At 58.0% G+C, this 16633-nt stretch carries 22 protein-coding genes; all 22 read left to right on the top strand.

Annotated features, from left to right (window positions below; all coding sequences use genetic code 11):
- Nucleotides 1–30 precede the first annotated feature (30 nt).
- Entirely contained in the window at nucleotides 31–621 is a 591-nt protein-coding gene (locus ACEVJK_RS06285) for a DUF2975 domain-containing protein (protein ID WP_147571959.1), read from the top strand.
- Between the two features lie 12 nt (nucleotides 622–633).
- Complete coding sequence (locus ACEVJK_RS06280) at nucleotides 634–855, top strand: helix-turn-helix transcriptional regulator (RefSeq protein WP_186853259.1); 222 nt, start codon at nucleotides 634–636, stop codon at nucleotides 853–855.
- Nucleotides 852–1007 (top strand): hypothetical protein, encoded by a 156-nt coding sequence (locus tag ACEVJK_RS06275; protein WP_240287526.1) that lies wholly within the window; start codon nucleotides 852–854, stop codon nucleotides 1005–1007. The genes ACEVJK_RS06280 and ACEVJK_RS06275 overlap by 4 nt, the downstream gene beginning before the upstream one ends.
- 37 nt (nucleotides 1008–1044) lie before the next feature.
- Complete coding sequence (locus tag ACEVJK_RS06270; RefSeq protein ID WP_240287528.1) at nucleotides 1045–1224, top strand: hypothetical protein; 180 nt, start codon at nucleotides 1045–1047, stop codon at nucleotides 1222–1224.
- A 76-nt stretch (nucleotides 1225–1300) separates the two neighbouring features.
- On the top strand, nucleotides 1301–1789 hold the full coding sequence (locus tag ACEVJK_RS06265; RefSeq protein ID WP_240287530.1) for a hypothetical protein: 489 nt from the start codon (nucleotides 1301–1303) through the stop codon (nucleotides 1787–1789).
- Nucleotides 1790–1808: 19 nt separating this feature from the next.
- Nucleotides 1809–2642: a metallophosphoesterase gene (locus ACEVJK_RS06260; RefSeq protein WP_240287532.1), complete on the top strand. Its 834-nt coding sequence runs from the start codon at nucleotides 1809–1811 to the stop codon at nucleotides 2640–2642.
- 16 nt (nucleotides 2643–2658) lie between these two features.
- Nucleotides 2659–3051, top strand: coding sequence for a hypothetical protein (locus ACEVJK_RS06255; RefSeq protein ID WP_340405782.1), 393 nt, complete (start codon nucleotides 2659–2661; stop codon nucleotides 3049–3051).
- 158 nt (nucleotides 3052–3209) lie between these two features.
- The gene (locus ACEVJK_RS06250) at nucleotides 3210–3752 is read left to right on the top strand and encodes a hypothetical protein (RefSeq protein WP_340405781.1); all 543 of its coding nucleotides are present in this window, start codon (nucleotides 3210–3212) and stop codon (nucleotides 3750–3752) included.
- Between the two features lie 15 nt (nucleotides 3753–3767).
- A complete protein-coding gene (locus ACEVJK_RS06245; RefSeq protein WP_374740230.1) occupies nucleotides 3768–4187 on the top strand; it encodes a hypothetical protein in 420 nt (139 codons plus the stop codon).
- A 63-nt stretch (nucleotides 4188–4250) separates the two neighbouring features.
- Nucleotides 4251–4532 carry a YabP/YqfC family sporulation protein gene (locus ACEVJK_RS06240; RefSeq protein ID WP_147571952.1) on the top strand — a complete coding sequence of 94 codons (282 nt, stop codon included), beginning with the start codon at nucleotides 4251–4253 and terminating at the stop codon, nucleotides 4530–4532.
- A 12-nt stretch (nucleotides 4533–4544) separates the two neighbouring features.
- On the top strand, nucleotides 4545–5789 hold the full coding sequence (locus ACEVJK_RS06235; protein ID WP_262670397.1) for a sporulation protein YqfD: 1245 nt from the start codon (nucleotides 4545–4547) through the stop codon (nucleotides 5787–5789).
- Between the two features lie 17 nt (nucleotides 5790–5806).
- A complete protein-coding gene (locus ACEVJK_RS06230) occupies nucleotides 5807–6790 on the top strand; it encodes a PhoH family protein (protein WP_147571950.1) in 984 nt (327 codons plus the stop codon).
- Complete coding sequence (locus tag ACEVJK_RS06225; protein WP_186853266.1) at nucleotides 6787–7260, top strand: hypothetical protein; 474 nt, start codon at nucleotides 6787–6789, stop codon at nucleotides 7258–7260. Before ACEVJK_RS06230 ends, ACEVJK_RS06225 begins: the two co-directional genes overlap by 4 nt.
- Nucleotides 7261–7311: 51 nt before the next feature.
- Complete coding sequence (locus tag ACEVJK_RS06220) at nucleotides 7312–7866, top strand: hypothetical protein (RefSeq protein ID WP_374740229.1); 555 nt, start codon at nucleotides 7312–7314, stop codon at nucleotides 7864–7866.
- Nucleotides 7867–7874: 8 nt separating this feature from the next.
- Nucleotides 7875–8489, top strand: coding sequence for a hypothetical protein (locus ACEVJK_RS06215; protein WP_147571947.1), 615 nt, complete (start codon nucleotides 7875–7877; stop codon nucleotides 8487–8489).
- On the top strand, nucleotides 8486–9229 hold the full coding sequence (locus ACEVJK_RS06210; protein ID WP_374740228.1) for an acyl-[acyl-carrier-protein] thioesterase: 744 nt from the start codon (nucleotides 8486–8488) through the stop codon (nucleotides 9227–9229). Before ACEVJK_RS06215 ends, ACEVJK_RS06210 begins: the two co-directional genes overlap by 4 nt.
- A 98-nt stretch (nucleotides 9230–9327) precedes the next feature.
- The gene (gene guaB / locus ACEVJK_RS06205) at nucleotides 9328–10803 is read left to right on the top strand and encodes an IMP dehydrogenase (protein ID WP_186853267.1); all 1476 of its coding nucleotides are present in this window, start codon (nucleotides 9328–9330) and stop codon (nucleotides 10801–10803) included.
- A gap of 59 nt (nucleotides 10804–10862) precedes the next feature.
- Nucleotides 10863–11117 (top strand): hypothetical protein, encoded by a 255-nt coding sequence (locus ACEVJK_RS06200; RefSeq protein ID WP_147571944.1) that lies wholly within the window; start codon nucleotides 10863–10865, stop codon nucleotides 11115–11117.
- Nucleotides 11118–11264: 147 nt separating this feature from the next.
- Entirely contained in the window at nucleotides 11265–14621 is a 3357-nt protein-coding gene (locus ACEVJK_RS06195; protein ID WP_374740227.1) for a PD-(D/E)XK nuclease family protein, read from the top strand.
- A gap of 1 nt (nucleotide 14622) precedes the next feature.
- On the top strand, nucleotides 14623–15309 hold the full coding sequence (locus tag ACEVJK_RS06190; RefSeq protein ID WP_262670393.1) for an alpha/beta fold hydrolase: 687 nt from the start codon (nucleotides 14623–14625) through the stop codon (nucleotides 15307–15309).
- A gap of 23 nt (nucleotides 15310–15332) precedes the next feature.
- Nucleotides 15333–16166, top strand: coding sequence for a pyridoxamine kinase (locus ACEVJK_RS06185; RefSeq protein ID WP_374740226.1), 834 nt, complete (start codon nucleotides 15333–15335; stop codon nucleotides 16164–16166).
- 29 nt (nucleotides 16167–16195) lie between these two features.
- A complete protein-coding gene (locus ACEVJK_RS06180; RefSeq protein WP_240287544.1) occupies nucleotides 16196–16609 on the top strand; it encodes an EamA family transporter in 414 nt (137 codons plus the stop codon).
- Nucleotides 16610–16633 lie beyond the last annotated feature (24 nt).

Genomic DNA, 16633 nt, shown 5'->3' with positions numbered 1-16633 from the left:
TAGGCTAGGGTAGCAAAGGGGGAATCTTCCATGGAAAAGACAGGGGTACAGAAGCTGGCAGGCGTTCTGAAAATGCTGGTCGTTGGCATGATGGTGCTGAATGTAATTGCGCTGTTGTTCGTACCTTGGCTGGTGACTTCAGCGGACGAGCTGCATCTGTTTCTGGAAGAGCGGGTGCTCCATCTGCTTCGGATTCAGCCGTATGGCGAGGACGACATAGTGATTCCCATAATTTTTGTGGCTCTGGCCGGCTGGGGAGAGGTCTGGCAGGATACGGTCTGCGCCCTGTACACCCTTTTTTTGCTGATTTGCGGTGTGTGCTGCTTTGTGATTCTCAAGCAAGCCAAAGGGATACTCAATACCGTTCTGGAGGGAATGCCGTTCCAGATGGCCAACGCCCGCAGTATGAGGCGGGCGGCGGTCTGCTGCTGGATTATCACCGGGATGGCGGCGGTGCGGCTGATCGGGGAGCTGATATGGTTGAAAAACACGGCTCCTATTTATACCTATAACACCCTGTTCATCCCCATCTTCCTGATGGGCGGGCTGCTGTTCCTGGTTATGTCCGCCCTGTTTCGCCAGGCGGCGGAGCTGAAGGAGGACCAGGACCTGACAATTTGAGGGGGCGGGTCTGTGAAGATTGTAGTCAATTTAGATGTGATGATGGCCAGAAGAAAGATGTCCCTGGGGGAGCTGGCCCAGCGGGTGGATATCACGATGGCGAACCTGTCCATTTTAAAGAACAACAAGGCGAGGGCCATCCGTTTTTCTACGCTGGAGGCCATCTGTGCCGCCCTGGACTGCCAGCCGGGGGACATTCTGGAGTTTGTCCCTGACGGGGAGGGGGAGCCATGAGCTGGATCAAAAGGCACAAAAAGCTGGCGCTATTTCTGGCGCTGGCCCTGATATTTCTGGGTTGGTGGTGGCAGCGGAGTCAATTTACTCCAGAGCGATGGGCAGCCCAGCCCGGTGAGCGCCACCACATTGTAGACGACCTGCTGACTTAGTACGGCGGCTTGAAGGGGATGTCCCAGGAAAGAGGTGGTGTCCCTGCTGGGACCGGACACCGATGGGGACCAGCGGGAGGAGAGGTTGACACCCGACGGTCGAGAAGTGCGAGAGCTTTTGGCCTATCCCATCGGGAGCTACGGGTTGGGATGGGGCTACCTGTTTGTCTATCTGGAGGACGGGGCCGTAACGGAGAGCAGGACCTATGGGGACTGAGGCCTGAAAAAGCACGGCTGGACCTATGGGGAAAGGAGGGCTTCAAGACCGGATGGAAGGAAAATTTGGAGGCAATATGAAACGGCTTTTAATCATTTTATCGCTGGCGGTGCTGCTGTGCGGCGTTCTTCTGGGGGAGCTGGGGCTGGGCGGCTCCGGAATGGAGAGACATCTGGAAAAACAACTGGGGATCGACCTGCCTGCAGGAGCGGCAATTACCTATGAAGACAGCCACGGAGGATTCCACGGCGACGGGGTGCTCACAGTTGTGGTGGAGTGTTCAGATCCCGATAAGGCGGAGGGGCTGATTGACGATATCTCCCAGCGCTGGAGGGAGAGCCCCATAGAGCCGGAGCTGTGGGAGCAGTTTCGGGCGGCATGGCGGCAAAACGGCGAACAGATACCCCCTCTGCCGGAGGAGCCACGGGGCTTCTGGTTTTACCGGGACAGGTTTCAGGAGCAATATGGAAAAAAGTGTGAGTTTAACCCGGTGCTGCAAAACTGCACCTTTGCTCTGATGGATACGGAACAGGGAAGGCTGTATGTACTGGAAACAGACTTCTAGGATTTTGGAGGAAAAAGCGTTGAAGACAAGGGAAGGGCGCTGGAAACAGATGGTTGCGATTGGGGCTGCTTTGGCGCTTTTGGCGGCCTTTTTCTGGTGGCAGAACAACGGCCTGACGGTGAGCCGGTACGAGTTTACGTCCACGAAGGTCCCGCGGGAGTTGGACGGATATACCATCGTCCAGCTCTCCGATCTGCACAACCACCGCTTTGGGGATGGCCAGCGCCGGCTGCTGAAGTTAGTGGAGGAGCTGGAGCCGGACCTGGTCCTGATGACAGGAGATCTGGTGGATCGGAACCGAACGGACCTGATCCCAGCTCTGGAGCTGGCAAAGGGGACGTCAGAGCTGGCGCCTACCTACTATATCACCGGTAACCACGAGTGGTCGATTGCAGACAGAGAGCGGACGGAGCTGCTGGAGGGGATGACCGAGGCCGGAGTCGTGGTGCTGGAGGACCGATGCGCCGTTCTTCCGGTGGGGGAGAGCTGCCTGGTGCTGGCTGGGCTGTCAGACGAAAGCCTGCGGGATGGAACGGTAGATTGGCTGATGGAGGATGTTCCGGATGGATTATCCATCCTGCTGGCCCACGAGCCCCAATTTATTTCCGACTACGCCAGGGCCGGAGCGGACCTTGTATTTTCCGGCCACGCCCACGGCGGCCAGATACGGCTGCCTTTTGTGGGCGGCCTCTATGCGCCGGGGCAGGGATTCCTGCCCAAACTGACCAAAGGGCTCTATGAAGTGGAGGACACCACTTTGGTGGTGTCCCGGGGACTGGGCAACAGCACCTTTCCATTCAGGTTCTTAAACAGGCCGGAGGTGGTGGTGTTGACACTGAGGACAGAGGACTGAACAGAGGAGAAAAGAAATGAGAAAACAGATAATGACCGCACTCCTGACTCTATCCCTTGTGGGGACTCTCTCCAGCTGCTCCCTGGTCGGCTTCTGGCTGTCCGGCTGCGGCGGAGAGAAGGCCGACCTTGTAGTGGTAAATGAAAGCTCCGCAGTGATCGATGGGATCTCTGTGACGGAAGGCAGCCAGACACAGTCGGTTTCCAGTGAGGATGGGAGCGGGCTGCTAGAGTGTGGAGAGAGTTACGGCCTGGAGCTGGCTGGGACGGGGGAATGCGTTGTTGTTCTCTTTGACTGCTGGCAGCGGGAGTTGGCCCGCAGCTATTTGGAGTTTCAGGGGGAGCGGCTTTTCCTTACCCTGAAGGACTGGGGGACCATGACCTGTACCACGGAGAATACTATGAAGTGAATGAATAGGGAAAGGATGGAGAAGAGATGAAAGAGAATATCGGCCGTGTGCTGCTTGGACTGTTGTTGACTTTCTGTCTGGTGACCGTTGTGGGGATCCCCCTCTATATTCACTTTGTCTGGCCCTTTCTGCCGTAAAAGTCTGATAGAGGCGAAGAGATGGACGAGCTGCTTATGATGGGCACTGCCTATATAGCCTTTCCAATAGCTCTGCTGGCAGCGGCAGTCTATGGTGTGAACAGTATCCGCCGCAAGGACCGGCGCTATTGGGTGCTGTCGGGAATTGCTCTGGGGAGCTTCCTTCTCCTGTGGGGCGGAAATAAGCTGTTGGGGTTGGCCTGGAGAAACCGTCCTGCTCTGATCCTCTGTCTGACGGCAATAGTGAGCTTTCTGGCCTGTATTTGGTATGTGGCCGTCAGGGGTTGGAAGCAACGTGTTCCTCAGGCGGTCCTGGTGCTGTGTGCTATGGTCCTGTCCAGTGTCGGCCTGTTCTGGGGCCTGTGGGGGATCTTTGTCACTTATGGCGGAGGGGAGAGAATACTAGCCCATGAGGGCTGCTTGCTGGTAGAGGTTGACCGCTCTTTTCTGGACCCCATGTACGACTACTACGAATACCGCGGGCCGATTTTCCGGGGAAGTCGAGAGATATACAGCACAGTGGGCGGAGATCCGCCCCGGCTGGAGGATGACGGAACAGCCTAAAAGGTGGGTTGATCTATGGAATTGATAGTTACCCTGGCGGCGTGGACGGTTCAAGCGGGAGCTGCTGCCCTGCTGGCTGCCCTCCTGGCCCTGGCCGCCAGTCTGATTCCTTTGGTCAGAAGAGTGAAATGGAGGAAACGCTGGGCCGCCGCCGGTGGTGCGGTCATTTTAATGCTTGCCCTTCTGTGCGGTCACCCCCTCCTGCGGTACCATAAGGGAGTTGAGCCCCTGCCACCCGACCTTCAGGCGGCGGTGATAAAGTACAGCCGGGGACTATACTCCGACAGACTCCCGCTGGTTCCCGTCTGGGTCCAGGTGGAGAGACGGCCACCTGGGTCCATAGCCTCCTGGACCATTCAATATTTCTGCTGGGGTACGGTGTCCATGGAGCTGGAGGAGGGGGGATGGCCCAGCGTCACAAAGCCGTTGGGATAAAGAAAAGGTTTCCCACAAGTTTCACCTCTTTCCCTCATACAAATAGGGGAGAGGTGATTTTTTATGGATAGAAAGCCACGGCGACCCGGTCTGCTGGAGCGGACAGCGGAGGCCCTGGACCTGCCCGCTGACGCCCTGGCAGGACTGCCCCGACTGGAGTTGGTGGGGGACGGGGAACTGAGAATGGAGAATCACAGGGGTATCCTGGCCTATGGTAAGGAGGAGATCCACGTCAGCGGCGGCGTGTTTATTGTAAAAATAGCGGGCGAGGGGCTGGAGCTGCGGGCCATGACTGGGCTGGAACTGCTCATCACCGGGAAGATACGCCAGATAGAGCTGGACTAGGAGGGGATCGGGATGAAGCGGCTGATGAATTTTCTGCGGGGAATGGCCGACCTGAGGGTTACCGGCCTGTTCCCCGAACGGTTGATAAACCTCTGTGCCCAGAACGGAGTGGAATTCTGGGGCGTAGAATGGCTGGATGAGCATACTCTGCGCCTCACAGTCCGCCGCCGACACTTGAGACAGCTCCGGGAGCTTGCCCAGAGAGTAGGCTGCGACGTCAGTCAGGAGGGCAGCCGGGGGCTGCCGGACTTTCTCATCCGCTTCCGGACCCGGTATGCCTTCCTAACGGGCCTCGCCCTGTCCCTGTGCGCCGTAGCCTTCCTGTCCCAATTCATATTGACGGTGGAGGTCAAGGGAAACGAGAGAGTACCTACCGCCGTTATCCTAAGCCAGCTGAGACAGCTGGGCGTCCGGCCCGGCGTCTATGGCCCCGGCCTGGACCGGCAGCAGCTGGCTCAGGAGACCCTGCGGGAAATGGAGGAGCTGTCCTGGGTGGGGATCAACCTCCACGGTACCCGCTTGGAGGTCATCGTGCGGGAGGCGGTCGCCTCCCCGGAGCGGATAGACGAGAAAGGATATTTTGACATCGTAGCCGAAGCGGATGGCATTGTCACCCACATCGAGCCGGAGCAAGGGGATGCGGCAGTTCAGGAGGGGGATACCGTGTTGGCCGGAGAGGTGCTTATCTCCGGCACTGTGACCATGGAGCCTCCCAAGTACAGCGACCTGCCCACCCGCTACTATCAGACCCATGCCAGGGGACGGGTGTGGGCCCGGACTTGGCGAACGCTGACGGCACAGATCCCCTTGGAGGCGAACACCAAAGTATATACGGGGGAGGATCGGAAGGTCTGGTCCCTGAAATTTTTAGACCGCCGCATCGAAATTTTTGGAAACAGTAGCATTTCCTGGCCATTCTATGATAAAATAACCACAGTGCGCCAACTCACCCTGCCGGGGGAGCGGGCTCTTCCTATCTCATTGATCCAGGAGAGTTATCGCGCCTACGAGCTGGAGAGCAGGGAGCTAGACCGGGAAGCGGCCCAGCGATTGCTGGAGGAACAGCTGAAAGACCGTCTGGAGCGGTTGATCGGGGAGGACGGACAGATAGATTCTATCCGATTTTCCGCCAAGGTGGAGGATGGGCAGCTGAAGGTGACCGCCCAGGCTGAGTGCCAGGAGGAGATCGGGAAAGAGGTCCCAGGTTCCGCCCCGCCAGAGGAGCACGGCGAATCAGAGGAGCAGGCCTCCTCATAAACAGGAGATAAGTAGGAATGACAGAACAGAGCATCAGCCTGGAGCGAATGGAGGAGACCATCAGCGTTTTTGGCTCCTTTGACGAGAATATCCGCCTCATCGAACGGGAGCTGGGGGTGACCGTAGTCAGCCGTGACTCGGCGCTGAAGATATCCGGTGAGGACCCGGAGGGTGTCATGCGTGCCGTCCGAACGGTGGAAAGCCTGATGACCCTGGCCGCTAGAGGGGAAGCCATCAATGAGCAGAACGTGCGCTATGTGATCCAACTGGTCCGGGAGGGCAGTGAGGCCCAGATTCACCAGTTGGCCAGCGATGTGCTGTGCGTCACTGCCAAGGGCAAGCCTATCAAGGCCAAGACCCTGGGGCAGAAAAAGTATGTGGAGGCTATCCGGGACAATGTGGTAACTCTTGGTATTGGTCCCGCGGGCACCGGTAAGACCTATCTGGCGGTGGCCGCCGCGGTGGCGGCCTTCCGGGCCAAGGAGGTCAACCGCATCATCCTCACCCGCCCGGCGGTGGAGGCGGGGGAGCGGCTGGGCTTCCTCCCCGGCGATCTGCAATCCAAGGTAGACCCCTACCTCCGGCCCTTGTATGACGCTCTCTTTGAGATGCTGGGGCCCGACACCTATCAGAAGTATCTGGAGCGGGGCAACATCGAGGTGGCCCCCCTGGCCTATATGCGGGGCCGCACGCTGGACGACTCCTTCATCATCCTGGACGAGGCCCAGAACACCAGCCGGGAACAGATGAAAATGTTTTTGACCCGCCTGGGCTTCGGATCGAAAATCGTCATCACCGGCGACATCACCCAGATCGACCTGCCGAAGGATGTGGTGTCCGGCCTGCGGGAGGCCATGCGGGTGCTGAAGGGCGTGGATGATATCGCCATCATGCGGCTGGGAGAGGCCGACGTGGTCCGCCATGCTCTGGTCCAGAAGATCATCAAGGCCTACGAGGTGGATGAGGAGAGGCGGTCCACCAAGAAGGAGTTTAAGAAATGACCCGTTTTTCCTGGCATGGCTATGAGGTGGAGGTGGACAAAACAGCCACCTCCGCTTGGTATGCCGAGGCGGAGGATTGGGGCTGCGCCTGCGGCCGCTGCCGGAATTTCCTGACCCTGGCACGGGAGAGAAGGCTGCCGGGCGAGATTCTGGAAATTCTGGACAGGCTGTCTGTCCCGCCTGCCAGGGCAACCTATGTGTGCGAGCTCTACCACGATAAGAACTGGAAAGAAAAGGGACTGCTCTACCAGTTCAGCTGGCGGATTGGCGGGGCGGTCCTGGCTGTGCCGCCGGGAGAAAATGGCCCGGGGTGGGGGCCGCTGATAGAGCGGCCCTGGGGCGGCCTGGTGCTGGGGCATGAGGACTATCCCTATGGCGCTCCGGATTTTCCAAAACCAAATTTTGACCTGGAGTGCCAGATCTGGCTGCCCTGGGTGCTGGACGAGCCTGTGGCTGGGGCGGCAGAGTAGAAGGGGCTGTCATGGCGGAGCGTTGAAGTAGAAAGAGAGAAGGTGCCGTTTATGTGGATGATATTCTGGGGCCTGCTGTTGTTTGTGTTTTTTGACTTTCGTATCAATGGCATCGTGTTTACACCGGATTTTGTCGGCTTTTTCCTGGTGTGGCTGGGGATCATTCGCTGTCGCGGAATCCAGACCTTTGCCCGGTACCACTGGACGGCACTTGTGGCCTGCGTGTTTTCAGGGGGGGGATATGTGTTCACCGGATTCACTGAGTATACCAGCTATTTGGGGGAACTGGAGTTGTCATTCACCCTGGTACGCACAGTGCTTCAGGCGGTGGTTACCTATGTAATCGTCAAAGGAATGGTGGAGCTTGAGACAAATACAGGACAAAACTTGAAGAGCAGGGGGCTGTTTTACGCTTGGCTGCTTATGGAAGTGGTCAGCGCCTGCGGTACCGTGCTGACATATTTGTTGGATTCTCTTCTCGTTTCCATAATCACTATAATCGTTTCCGTGATAGGCGTGGTCTGGTATCTGGTGAAATTTTACCAGTGCTTGAAAATGATAAGCCGGGATGGAATCAGCGTACAGCCCCGGAGCAGTAAGGAGTAATTATAATTATGGTAGAGGATACCAAGCGATATTTAGCCTATATCTGTCCCCGCTGCCGCCAGTCGGTCATCGTGGAGCGGGACCTGTTCTCTCTGGCTGCCTCCAAGGCCCACATCAAGTGCCCCTGCGGCAAGTCGGAGATGACGGTGGAGTTTCTGCCCAGCCGGGTCCAACTCACGGTGCCCTGCCTGTTCTGCGGTCGAGAGCACGCTGTGTCCTGCTCCTCCCACGCCTTCCTGCGGGAGAAGGCCCTGGCCTTCTCCTGTGCCGCCTCTGGCCTGGATTGCTGCTATGTGGGGGAGGAAGGGCCGGTCTACGCGGCCACCGCCCGTTTGGAACAGGCAGTGGACAAGCTGGGCGAGGACGAGGTGAGCCAGGGTGCGTTCCTGGATGAGATCGTCATGGAGGAGGTGCTGTCTGAGATCCGGGACATCGCGGCCCGCGGGGGCATCTCCTGTGCCTGCGGCAGTAAAAACTGGACCTTTCAGGTCAATTACAGCTCCGTAGACCTCATCTGCGCCGACTGCGGGGCCCAGATGCGGGTGCCGGCCGCTACCGCAGATGACATCGATGACATCTGCTGCAAAGATACCATTCTGATCCGGGGAAAGGAAAAAAGATGAGCCTATTTTATGAACACCATTTTCGATTGAACGGTCTGGATATCGACGGACATGGAATGTGCAAGGCCTCGGCCCTGCTCAACCACCTCCAGGACGCCGCTACCTTGGCGGCGGAGGCAGGTGGCTTCCACCGGGAGATGCTGATGGAGCGGTACGGGGCCTTCTGGATGCTGGCCCGGTCCTGGTACCGGCTGGACCGGCCCCTGCGGTTCGAGGACCAGCTGACTGTCCGCACCTGGCACCGGGGGGATAGGGGGGCCATGATGTATCGGGATTACGACATTTATGCCGATGGACAGCTGGTGGGTGAGTCCGTGTCCGGTTGGGTGCTGGCCAGCTTAGAGGGACATAAGCTGATGCGCCTGTCTTCGGTCACGGAGCTGGCTGGTACCGGAGGGGGAGAACTGTGTAAGACTATGACGCTCTCCAAGCTCCACTGCCCGGAGGAGCTGGTCCAGGTGGAGCGTCGGCCCATGCGGTACAGTGACAGCGATTTGAACGGCCATGTGAATAATACTCGGTACGCTGACTTCGCCTGCGACGCGGTAGAAATGGACAGGCTGGAGGAGGACCGGTTCCTGGCCTCGATGCAGATTGGCTATTTGGCCGAGTGCAGGCCGGGAGAACAGCTTGATATCCAATCCGGAGGGCAGGAGGACCAACGCTATGTCCGTGGATTGGACGAGAGCGGCAAATCCCGCTTTGAAGCGGCCCTGTTTTTTGGCAAAGCGGTTCCTTGACAAGAGACGCGGCAGAGCGTTACAATAACTTAACTATACACACTGGAAAGAAAAGATATGGCCCGGCCCGCCGGGCAGAAGAAAAAGGAGTTGTAGATATGGTCAATCAGGACGCCGCACAGAAGTTTGTCAAGCAGGGCCTTACCTTTGACGACGTGCTTCTGATCCCCGCCGCCAGCGATGTACTCCCCGCGGACATCGACCTGCGTACCCGTCTGACCCGAAAGGTCCATCTGAATATCCCCCTCATCAGCGCCGCCATGGACACCGTGACTGAGTACCGGATGGCCATCGCCATCGCCCGCGAGGGCGGCATCGGCATCATCCACAAGAATATGTCCATCAGCCAGCAGGCGGAACAGGTAGACATGGTCAAGCGCAGTGAGAACGGCGTTATCACAAACCCCTTCTGGCTGGGGCCCGGCCATACACTGGCTGAGGCGGATGAGCTGATGGCCAAGTACCGCATCTCCGGTGTGCCCATCTGTGACAATGGAAAGCTGATTGGCATTATTACCAACCGGGATATGAAGTTCGAAACAGACATGAACCAGCTCATCGACAATGTAATGACCAGAGAGAACTTGGTCACCGCCCCAGAGGGGACCACTCTGGCTGAGGCCAAGGAGATTCTCCGCCGGCATAAGATTGAGAAGCTGCCCATTGTGGACAACGAGTTCCGGCTGAAGGGCCTGATTACCATCAAGGATATCGAGAAGGCGACGGTGTATCCCAATTCCGCCCGTGACGAAAAGGGCCGCCTGCTGGTGGGTGCCGCCATCGGCGTTACCGCCGATGTGCTGGACCGGGTGGCAGCCCTGGTGGAGGCGGGGGCCGACGTGCTGGCTCTGGACTCGGCCCACGGCCACTCCCAGAATATTCTCAACTGTGTCAAGCGTATTAAGGCCCTCTATCCCGACGTACAGCTCATCGCCGGTAACGTAGCTACTGCCGAGGGGACACGGGCCCTCATTGAGGCAGGGGCCGACTGTGTGAAGATCGGCATTGGTCCCGGCTCCATCTGTACCACCCGTGTGGTGGCCGGCATCGGCGTACCCCAGATCACCGCGGTGTATGACGCCGCCTGTGTGGCCGCTGAGTATGATATCCCCATCATCGCCGATGGCGGCGTCAAATATTCTGGTGATATCGCAAAGGCTCTGGCCGCCGGCGCCAGCGTGGTCATGTTGGGCTCTCTGCTGGCTGGCTGCGAGGAGTCACCAGGCGACACCGAGGTGTTCCAGGGCCGCCAGTTCAAGGTCTACCGGGGTATGGGTTCCCTGGCGGCCATGAACCAGGGCTCCAAGGACCGCTATTTCCAGCAGAACAACAAGAAGCTGGTTCCCGAAGGGGTAGAGGGCCGAGTTCCTTACAAGGGACTGGCGGGCGAGACCATCTACCAGCTGATGGGCGGCTTGAAGGCCGGTATGGGCTACACTGGCTGTCACACCGTAGAGGAGCTGCACAGCAAGGCCCAGTTTATGCAGATTACCGCCGCTGGCCTCCGGGAGTCCCACCCCCACGATATCTATATCACCAAGGAAGCTCCCAACTATACCGTCAACCCCAGCTGACATATCAGGTACAGAGCCGCGCATGAGCGCGGCTCTGTTTTTGAAGGGAGGAAGATGACATGGAGCGATATACAAGGACTGTAGACGGAAAAGTTACAGTGGCCCCGGAGGAAATGGCAGCGGCTCTGGAGCGTCTCTCCGCCTTTGAGGATATGGCCTGCGGAGTGGAGCGGGAGCGGGAAGAAATCTCTGCCCGCCTGGAAGAGCTGCGAAATAGAGGAAGGGAGAAGACCGTCCAATTCCGGGAACTGCTGGCACAAAAGCTGGTCAACAACAATATGAAGCTGCTTCTGGAGCGGTATCGGATACACTGAGAGAGGGCCTCTGAAAAGGAGGCCCTCTTTCCTTATGATGAAAAGAGTGTCAAGGACTTTTTTTGACTGGAATAACGTGATACAATATCAGAAACGACTGAAGAACAGATCTCCTGGGATGCCGGGAAGAGAGAGGGGACAAAAAAGATGCTGAAGCTGATCCTTGGCCGCGCGGGAGCGGGAAAGACCACTGCGGTACTGAAGCGTCTGTGTCAGGCCGGGCAAATGCGCCAGCAGGTCCTGATGGTCCCTGAGCAGCAGTCCCATGAGGCCGAGCGTGCTCTGTGCCAGATGGGGGGGAACGGGGCCTCTCTCTGGGCTGAGGTCTTGTCCTTTAGCCGACTATGCGGCCGTGTCTTTCAGGCCGCTGGCGGCTTGGGGGAGCGGGAGCTGGACGGGGGCGGGCGTCTTCTGCTTATGTACCGGGCCCTCAAGGAGACATCAGAGGTCCTGACGGTGTATGCCCGCGCATCGCAGCGCCCTGCTTTCCTCACCGCTCTGTTGGCCACTGTGGATGAGCTGAAGAGCTGCTGTATCCCCCCTGAGGCGCTGATTACCGCGGGGCAGGAAGCAGGAGGCCCAGAAGGGAATAAACTCAGGGACCTGGGGTTGATTTGTGGGACTTATGACGCGCTCACGGCAAACGTGGCACTGGACCCTAGGGATCGCCTGACCAGAGCGGCTGAAAAGCTGAAGGAGTGCCGCTGGGCTGTGGGCAAGGATCTGTGGTTGGATGGATTTACAGACTTTACGCCCCAGCAGGAGGAGGTCCTGGGCCAGCTTCTGGTCCAGGCGGAGCATATGACTGTCACTCTGACCTGTGACCACCTGGAGGAGGATGAGGATGGGACAGGCATCTTTTCCCCAGCACGGAGAACGGCGGCCCGACTGATTAGACTGGCTCAACGGGAGAGAATAGGCTATAAAGTAGAATGCCTTGTCGGGGATTTTGCGGCAAAAGAGCGGCCGCTCCAATTTTTGGAGGGGCATCTCTTCGGTGGGGGCCTGGAGAGCCCCATTTCCTGTGAAGGGGCCGTCACTCTGTTTCGGGCCAATACCATGCGGTCCGAGGTGGAGTGGGTGTCATCGCGCATTTTGAGCCTGGTACGAGAGGAGGGCTACCGCTTTCGGGACATTGGTCTGGTGGCCCGCGATTATGGCGCCTACCAGGATTTGATAGAATCGGTGCTGCCCAGATATGGGATACCCGTATTTTCCTCCGCTATGGCGGATATTTTGGAGAAGCCCGTGCTCACCCTGGTCACCGCGGCCCTGGATACTGTGGCGGGGGGCTATGCCTACGAAGATATATTCCGCTATCTCAAGACCGGACTGACGGACCTGGGGGAAGAAGACCGAGATCTGCTGGAAAACTATGTTTTGAAGTGGGATATCAAGGGGAGCCGCTGGACGCAGACAAAGGAATGGACTTGGCATCCTAGAGGATATGGCATCCCCTGGGAGGAAGAGGACCGTGCCCTTCTGGAGCGATTGGACCGCGCCAGAAGGCAGGTGACCGCTCCTTTGGAGGAACTGAGAAAGGCCCAAGACAAGACGGGAAGAGGACAGGCGATTTCCCTTTACAGATTTTTGGAGCGCATTGGCTTGCCAGATCAGCTGGAGGCACGGGTAGAGGCGCTGAAGAAGCGGGGAGAGCTCGCTCTGGCGGAGGAGTACCGGCAGCTCTGGGAGATCCTCTGTGGCGGACTAGAGCAGTGCGCTGCTTTGCTGGGGGAGAGAGGAATGGACCTGGAGGAGTTTGCCGGCCTGTTTCGGCTGGTCCTGTCCCAATATGATGTAGGAACGATCCCGGTTTCCCTGGATCGGGTGACCGCCGGTGAAACCACCCGTCAGACAGGGCACAGGGTGAAGGCTCTCTTTCTATTGGGGGCGGATGACGGCTCCATCCCCAGGGTTGGGGCGGCTCCTGGCCTGCTGTCAGATGATGACCGCTCTCTGCTGGCGGTATACGGTCTGGAGCTGGACCAGTCCCAGCGGGAACTGCTCTTCCGGGAGATGACTACGGTCTATCAGATCTGTGCCCGCCCCAGCCACCGCCTAGTGGTATCTTGGGCTGTCCAGGGGCCGGGAGGTGAGGAGCGAAGGCCCTGTTTCCTGGCCCAACGGCTGCAGCTGCTCTATACTGATTTGGACATATGCCATGAGGAGGAGCTAGAGGGGCGCTTCCGGCTGTCCGCCCCTCTGCCCGCCCTGGAGCAGGCGGGGAGAAATACGAGGCTGCGGGAGCTGTTGGGCAGCCTGTCTGGCTTGGAGAGCCAAGTGGACAAGCTGGAGCGGGTGGCTGGCTGGGAGAGAGGGCAACTCACTAGGCAGACGGTGGACCAGCTGTATGGGAGACGGGTGGCCATGTCCGCCTCACGGATGGACAAGTATAAATCCTGCCACTTCTCCTATTTTATGCGGTATGGCCTGCGGGCAGAGCCTAGAAAGCCGGCAGGCTTTACAGCACCAGAGTATGGCACATTTGTCCACTATGTGCTGGAGCATGTCCTTCAGGACGATATGTTCCGCCAGACAAGACTGCCTGGGATGGAGCCGGAAAAATTAGATGAGGATACGCGCGGCCGGCTGCGACAGCTCACCCGCCAGGCGGTGGACCGCTATGTGGCCGAGGAGCTGGGAGGGCTGGAAGGCCAGAGTGACCGCTTCCGCTACCTGTTCCACCGACTGCTCAGATCGGTCCAGGCGGTGGTGGACAACGTGGCGGAGGAGCTTCTTCACTCCAGCTTCCGACCTATCTCCTTTGAGCTGGGTTTTGGAAAGGGGGAGGACCTGCCGCCAGTCGAACTGACCGTGGATGGAGTTACTATCAGCGTTTCTGGGTTCGTAGACCGGGTGGATGGATGGGTCCACGACGGGCGACTCTATCTGAGGGTGGTGGACTATAAGACGGGACGGAAGTCCTTTGATCTCACCGAGGTTTGGAACGGCCTGGGCTTGCAGATGCTTCTCTATCTCTTTACTCTGGAAGAGCGGGGGGAGTCCCTCTATGGGATGCCAGTAGAGGGCGCCGGGGTGCTGTATCTCCCGGCTCGGGACGCGGTGGTTCGAGGAAGCCGGACGATGAGTGAACAGGCATGGCGCAAGGCGTTAGACAGGGAATTGGTCCGAAGCGGACTGGTCCTGGATGACTCCGCCGTGCTGGAGGCTATGGAGCACGTCTCTGAAGAAGGGTACCGTTTCCTTCCCCTGAAGGTGTCCAAGTCTACTGGAGCTATCACTGGAGACGCCTTGGCCAGCGCGGAGCGCCTGGGCCGCCTGGGCCGCCACATCCAAAGGGTGCTGGGGGAGATCTGCGGAGAGCTGGCCCAGGGCAACATCGCCGCGGATCCTTTCTGGCGGGGACCGGAAAAAAATGCCTGCCGCTTCTGTGACTATGCCGCCGCCTGCCACTTTGAAGAAGGGCGGGGTGGGGACCGTAGGCGCTGGCTACCCAGTATGAGCGCCCAGGAGTTCTGGGAAAATATGGGAGAGGAACTATGAAATGGAGATCAGATTACACTATATAGAGCAGGGAGAGGGCTTTCCACTGATACTGCTCCACGGAAATGGGGAGGATCATACCTACTTCAAAAGGCAAATGGAACCATTTGCCGACCATTTTCGGGTGATTGCTGTGGATACTCGTGGACATGGAGAGAGTCCACGGGGCACTGGACCGTTTACACTGTCCCAATTCGCGGAGGACTTGAAATCGTTTTTCGATCAGCATGGTATCTCCAAATGTCATCTCTTGGGGTTTTCCGATGGAGGAAATGTGGCCCTATTGTTTGCGCTGAAGTATCCGGACCGTGTAGAGCGGCTCATACTAAACGGGGCAAACTTGGACCCGTGTGGCGTAAAGCTGAAGACACAGATTCCCATAGTGCTGGGATGGGGGCTGTGCCGCCTGTGTGCCCTGTTCAGCCAACAGGCAAAACAAAATTGGGAGATGCTGAATTTGATGGTAACCCAGCCGCATATACACAGGGCGGAGCTGGCGGGACTGGACATGCCGGTTCTGGTAGTGGCGGGGGAACAGGATATGATCCGAGAGAGCCACACTCAGTCAATCGCGGCCAATATCCCAAACAGCCGGTTGGTCATCCTTCCTGGTGACCACTTTATAGCCAGGCGGAATTGGCAGGGCTTCAATGATACGGTGCTGGAGTTTCTATTGGACCGGAGCTGAACAACAAAAAGAGGAGAAATCAAATGGAGAACAGTAAAAATATCCTGATTATTAATGATATGCCGGGCTACGGCAAGGTGGCTCTGGCAGCCATGCTGCCCATCCTGTCCAATATGGGCCATAGTGTCTACAACCTGCCCACCGCCCTGGTGTCCAATACTCTGGACTACGGGAAATTTACCATATTAGATACCACTGACTACATGGTAAAAGCCATCGAGGTGTGGAAGCAACTGGGATTTCAGTTTGACTGTATCACCACCGGCTTTCTGGCTTCGGCGGCCCAGGTGGGCATTATCCGGGACTTTATCGCCAGCCAGAAGAAGGAGGGCCTGCTGGTCATGACTGACCCTATCATGGGGGACGACGGTAAGCTCTATAACGGTGTCACGGAGGAGACGGTCGGGAATATGCGCCGCCTCATTGGGGTAGCCGACGTAATCGTCCCTAATCTGACGGAGGCAGAATTTCTGTCCGGCATTTACCAGGGGGAGGAGGCTCTGTCCCAGTCACAGGCCAAGGAGATAGTGGACCGGCTGCGGGGGCTGGGCCCACGATCTGTCGTGGTCACCAGCGGTGTATCGAAGGAGAGTGGGAGTCATGTAGTCTGGGGCTATGACCACAGAAGCGGGGAATATTTTACGATCCCCTACCGGTTTATCCGGGTGCATTTCCCAGGGACAGGGGATATGTTTTCCGCCGTCCTGGTGGGGGAACTCCTGGCTGGAAGCCCCCTGCGCCCTGCTGTGAAGCGGGCCATGGACGTACTGGAAAAGCTCATCTTTCTGGAACAGGATGAGATTGAAAAGAACAAGGGTATCCGCATAGAAAAGTTTTTGAGCGTGCTCAAAGAGTGAAGAAAGTGGAGAGAGGAAGGAAACCACTTATGTGGGCTGTTTTTGCGCTGTTGTCAGCACTATTTGCCGCCCTGACCGGAATTCTGGCCAAGCTGGGGATGGAGGGAATCAATTCCAATCTGGCCACAGCCTTGCGTACCATAGTGGTACTGGTTATGGCTTGGGGGATCGTCTTTGCCACCGGAAAGCATACAGGCATCGGTGACATCACCGCCAGGAGCTGGATGTTCCTGTTCCTGTCCGGTCTGGCTACCGGGCTGTCCTGGATCTGTTACTTCCACGCCCTTCAGATTGGTGAGGCCAGCAAGGTCGTGCCCATTGACAAGTTCAGCGTGGTCATTTCCATGGTACTGGCCTTCCTCGTCCTGGGAGAAAAGGTGACAGTGCTGAAGGTGCTGGGCGGGCTGCTGATTACGGCTGGGACCTTTGTGCTAATCTTGTGAGGAACTGCCGGAGACGGCTGACAA

The organism is Flintibacter sp. P01028, from assembly GCF_041925235.1.
In the GTDB taxonomy this organism is placed as follows: domain Bacteria; phylum Bacillota; class Clostridia; order Oscillospirales; family Oscillospiraceae; genus Lawsonibacter; species Lawsonibacter aceti.
Note: the sequence above shows the minus strand (reverse complement) of the source record. Positions and strands in the feature narration are given on the sequence as shown.

Coding starts and splice junctions, on each gene's coding strand:
- ACEVJK_RS06285 (WP_147571959.1), top strand. CDS start 31: ATGGAAAAGACAGGGGTACAGAAGCTGGCAGGCGTTCTGAAAATGCTG.
- ACEVJK_RS06275 (WP_240287526.1), top strand. CDS start 852: ATGAGCTGGATCAAAAGGCACAAAAAGCTGGCGCTATTTCTGGCGCTG.
- ACEVJK_RS06265 (WP_240287530.1), top strand. CDS start 1,301: ATGAAACGGCTTTTAATCATTTTATCGCTGGCGGTGCTGCTGTGCGGC.
- ACEVJK_RS06255 (WP_340405782.1), top strand. CDS start 2,659: ATGAGAAAACAGATAATGACCGCACTCCTGACTCTATCCCTTGTGGGG.
- ACEVJK_RS06250 (WP_340405781.1), top strand. CDS start 3,210: ATGGACGAGCTGCTTATGATGGGCACTGCCTATATAGCCTTTCCAATA.
- ACEVJK_RS06245 (WP_374740230.1), top strand. CDS start 3,768: ATGGAATTGATAGTTACCCTGGCGGCGTGGACGGTTCAAGCGGGAGCT.
- ACEVJK_RS06240 (WP_147571952.1), top strand. CDS start 4,251: ATGGATAGAAAGCCACGGCGACCCGGTCTGCTGGAGCGGACAGCGGAG.
- ACEVJK_RS06235 (WP_262670397.1), top strand. CDS start 4,545: ATGAAGCGGCTGATGAATTTTCTGCGGGGAATGGCCGACCTGAGGGTT.
- ACEVJK_RS06230 (WP_147571950.1), top strand. CDS start 5,807: ATGACAGAACAGAGCATCAGCCTGGAGCGAATGGAGGAGACCATCAGC.
- ACEVJK_RS06225 (WP_186853266.1), top strand. CDS start 6,787: ATGACCCGTTTTTCCTGGCATGGCTATGAGGTGGAGGTGGACAAAACA.
- ACEVJK_RS06220 (WP_374740229.1), top strand. CDS start 7,312: ATGTGGATGATATTCTGGGGCCTGCTGTTGTTTGTGTTTTTTGACTTT.
- ACEVJK_RS06215 (WP_147571947.1), top strand. CDS start 7,875: ATGGTAGAGGATACCAAGCGATATTTAGCCTATATCTGTCCCCGCTGC.
- ACEVJK_RS06210 (WP_374740228.1), top strand. CDS start 8,486: ATGAGCCTATTTTATGAACACCATTTTCGATTGAACGGTCTGGATATC.
- guaB (WP_186853267.1), top strand. CDS start 9,328: ATGGTCAATCAGGACGCCGCACAGAAGTTTGTCAAGCAGGGCCTTACC.
- ACEVJK_RS06200 (WP_147571944.1), top strand. CDS start 10,863: ATGGAGCGATATACAAGGACTGTAGACGGAAAAGTTACAGTGGCCCCG.
- ACEVJK_RS06195 (WP_374740227.1), top strand. CDS start 11,265: ATGCTGAAGCTGATCCTTGGCCGCGCGGGAGCGGGAAAGACCACTGCG.
- ACEVJK_RS06190 (WP_262670393.1), top strand. CDS start 14,623: ATGGAGATCAGATTACACTATATAGAGCAGGGAGAGGGCTTTCCACTG.
- ACEVJK_RS06185 (WP_374740226.1), top strand. CDS start 15,333: ATGGAGAACAGTAAAAATATCCTGATTATTAATGATATGCCGGGCTAC.
- ACEVJK_RS06180 (WP_240287544.1), top strand. CDS start 16,196: ATGTGGGCTGTTTTTGCGCTGTTGTCAGCACTATTTGCCGCCCTGACC.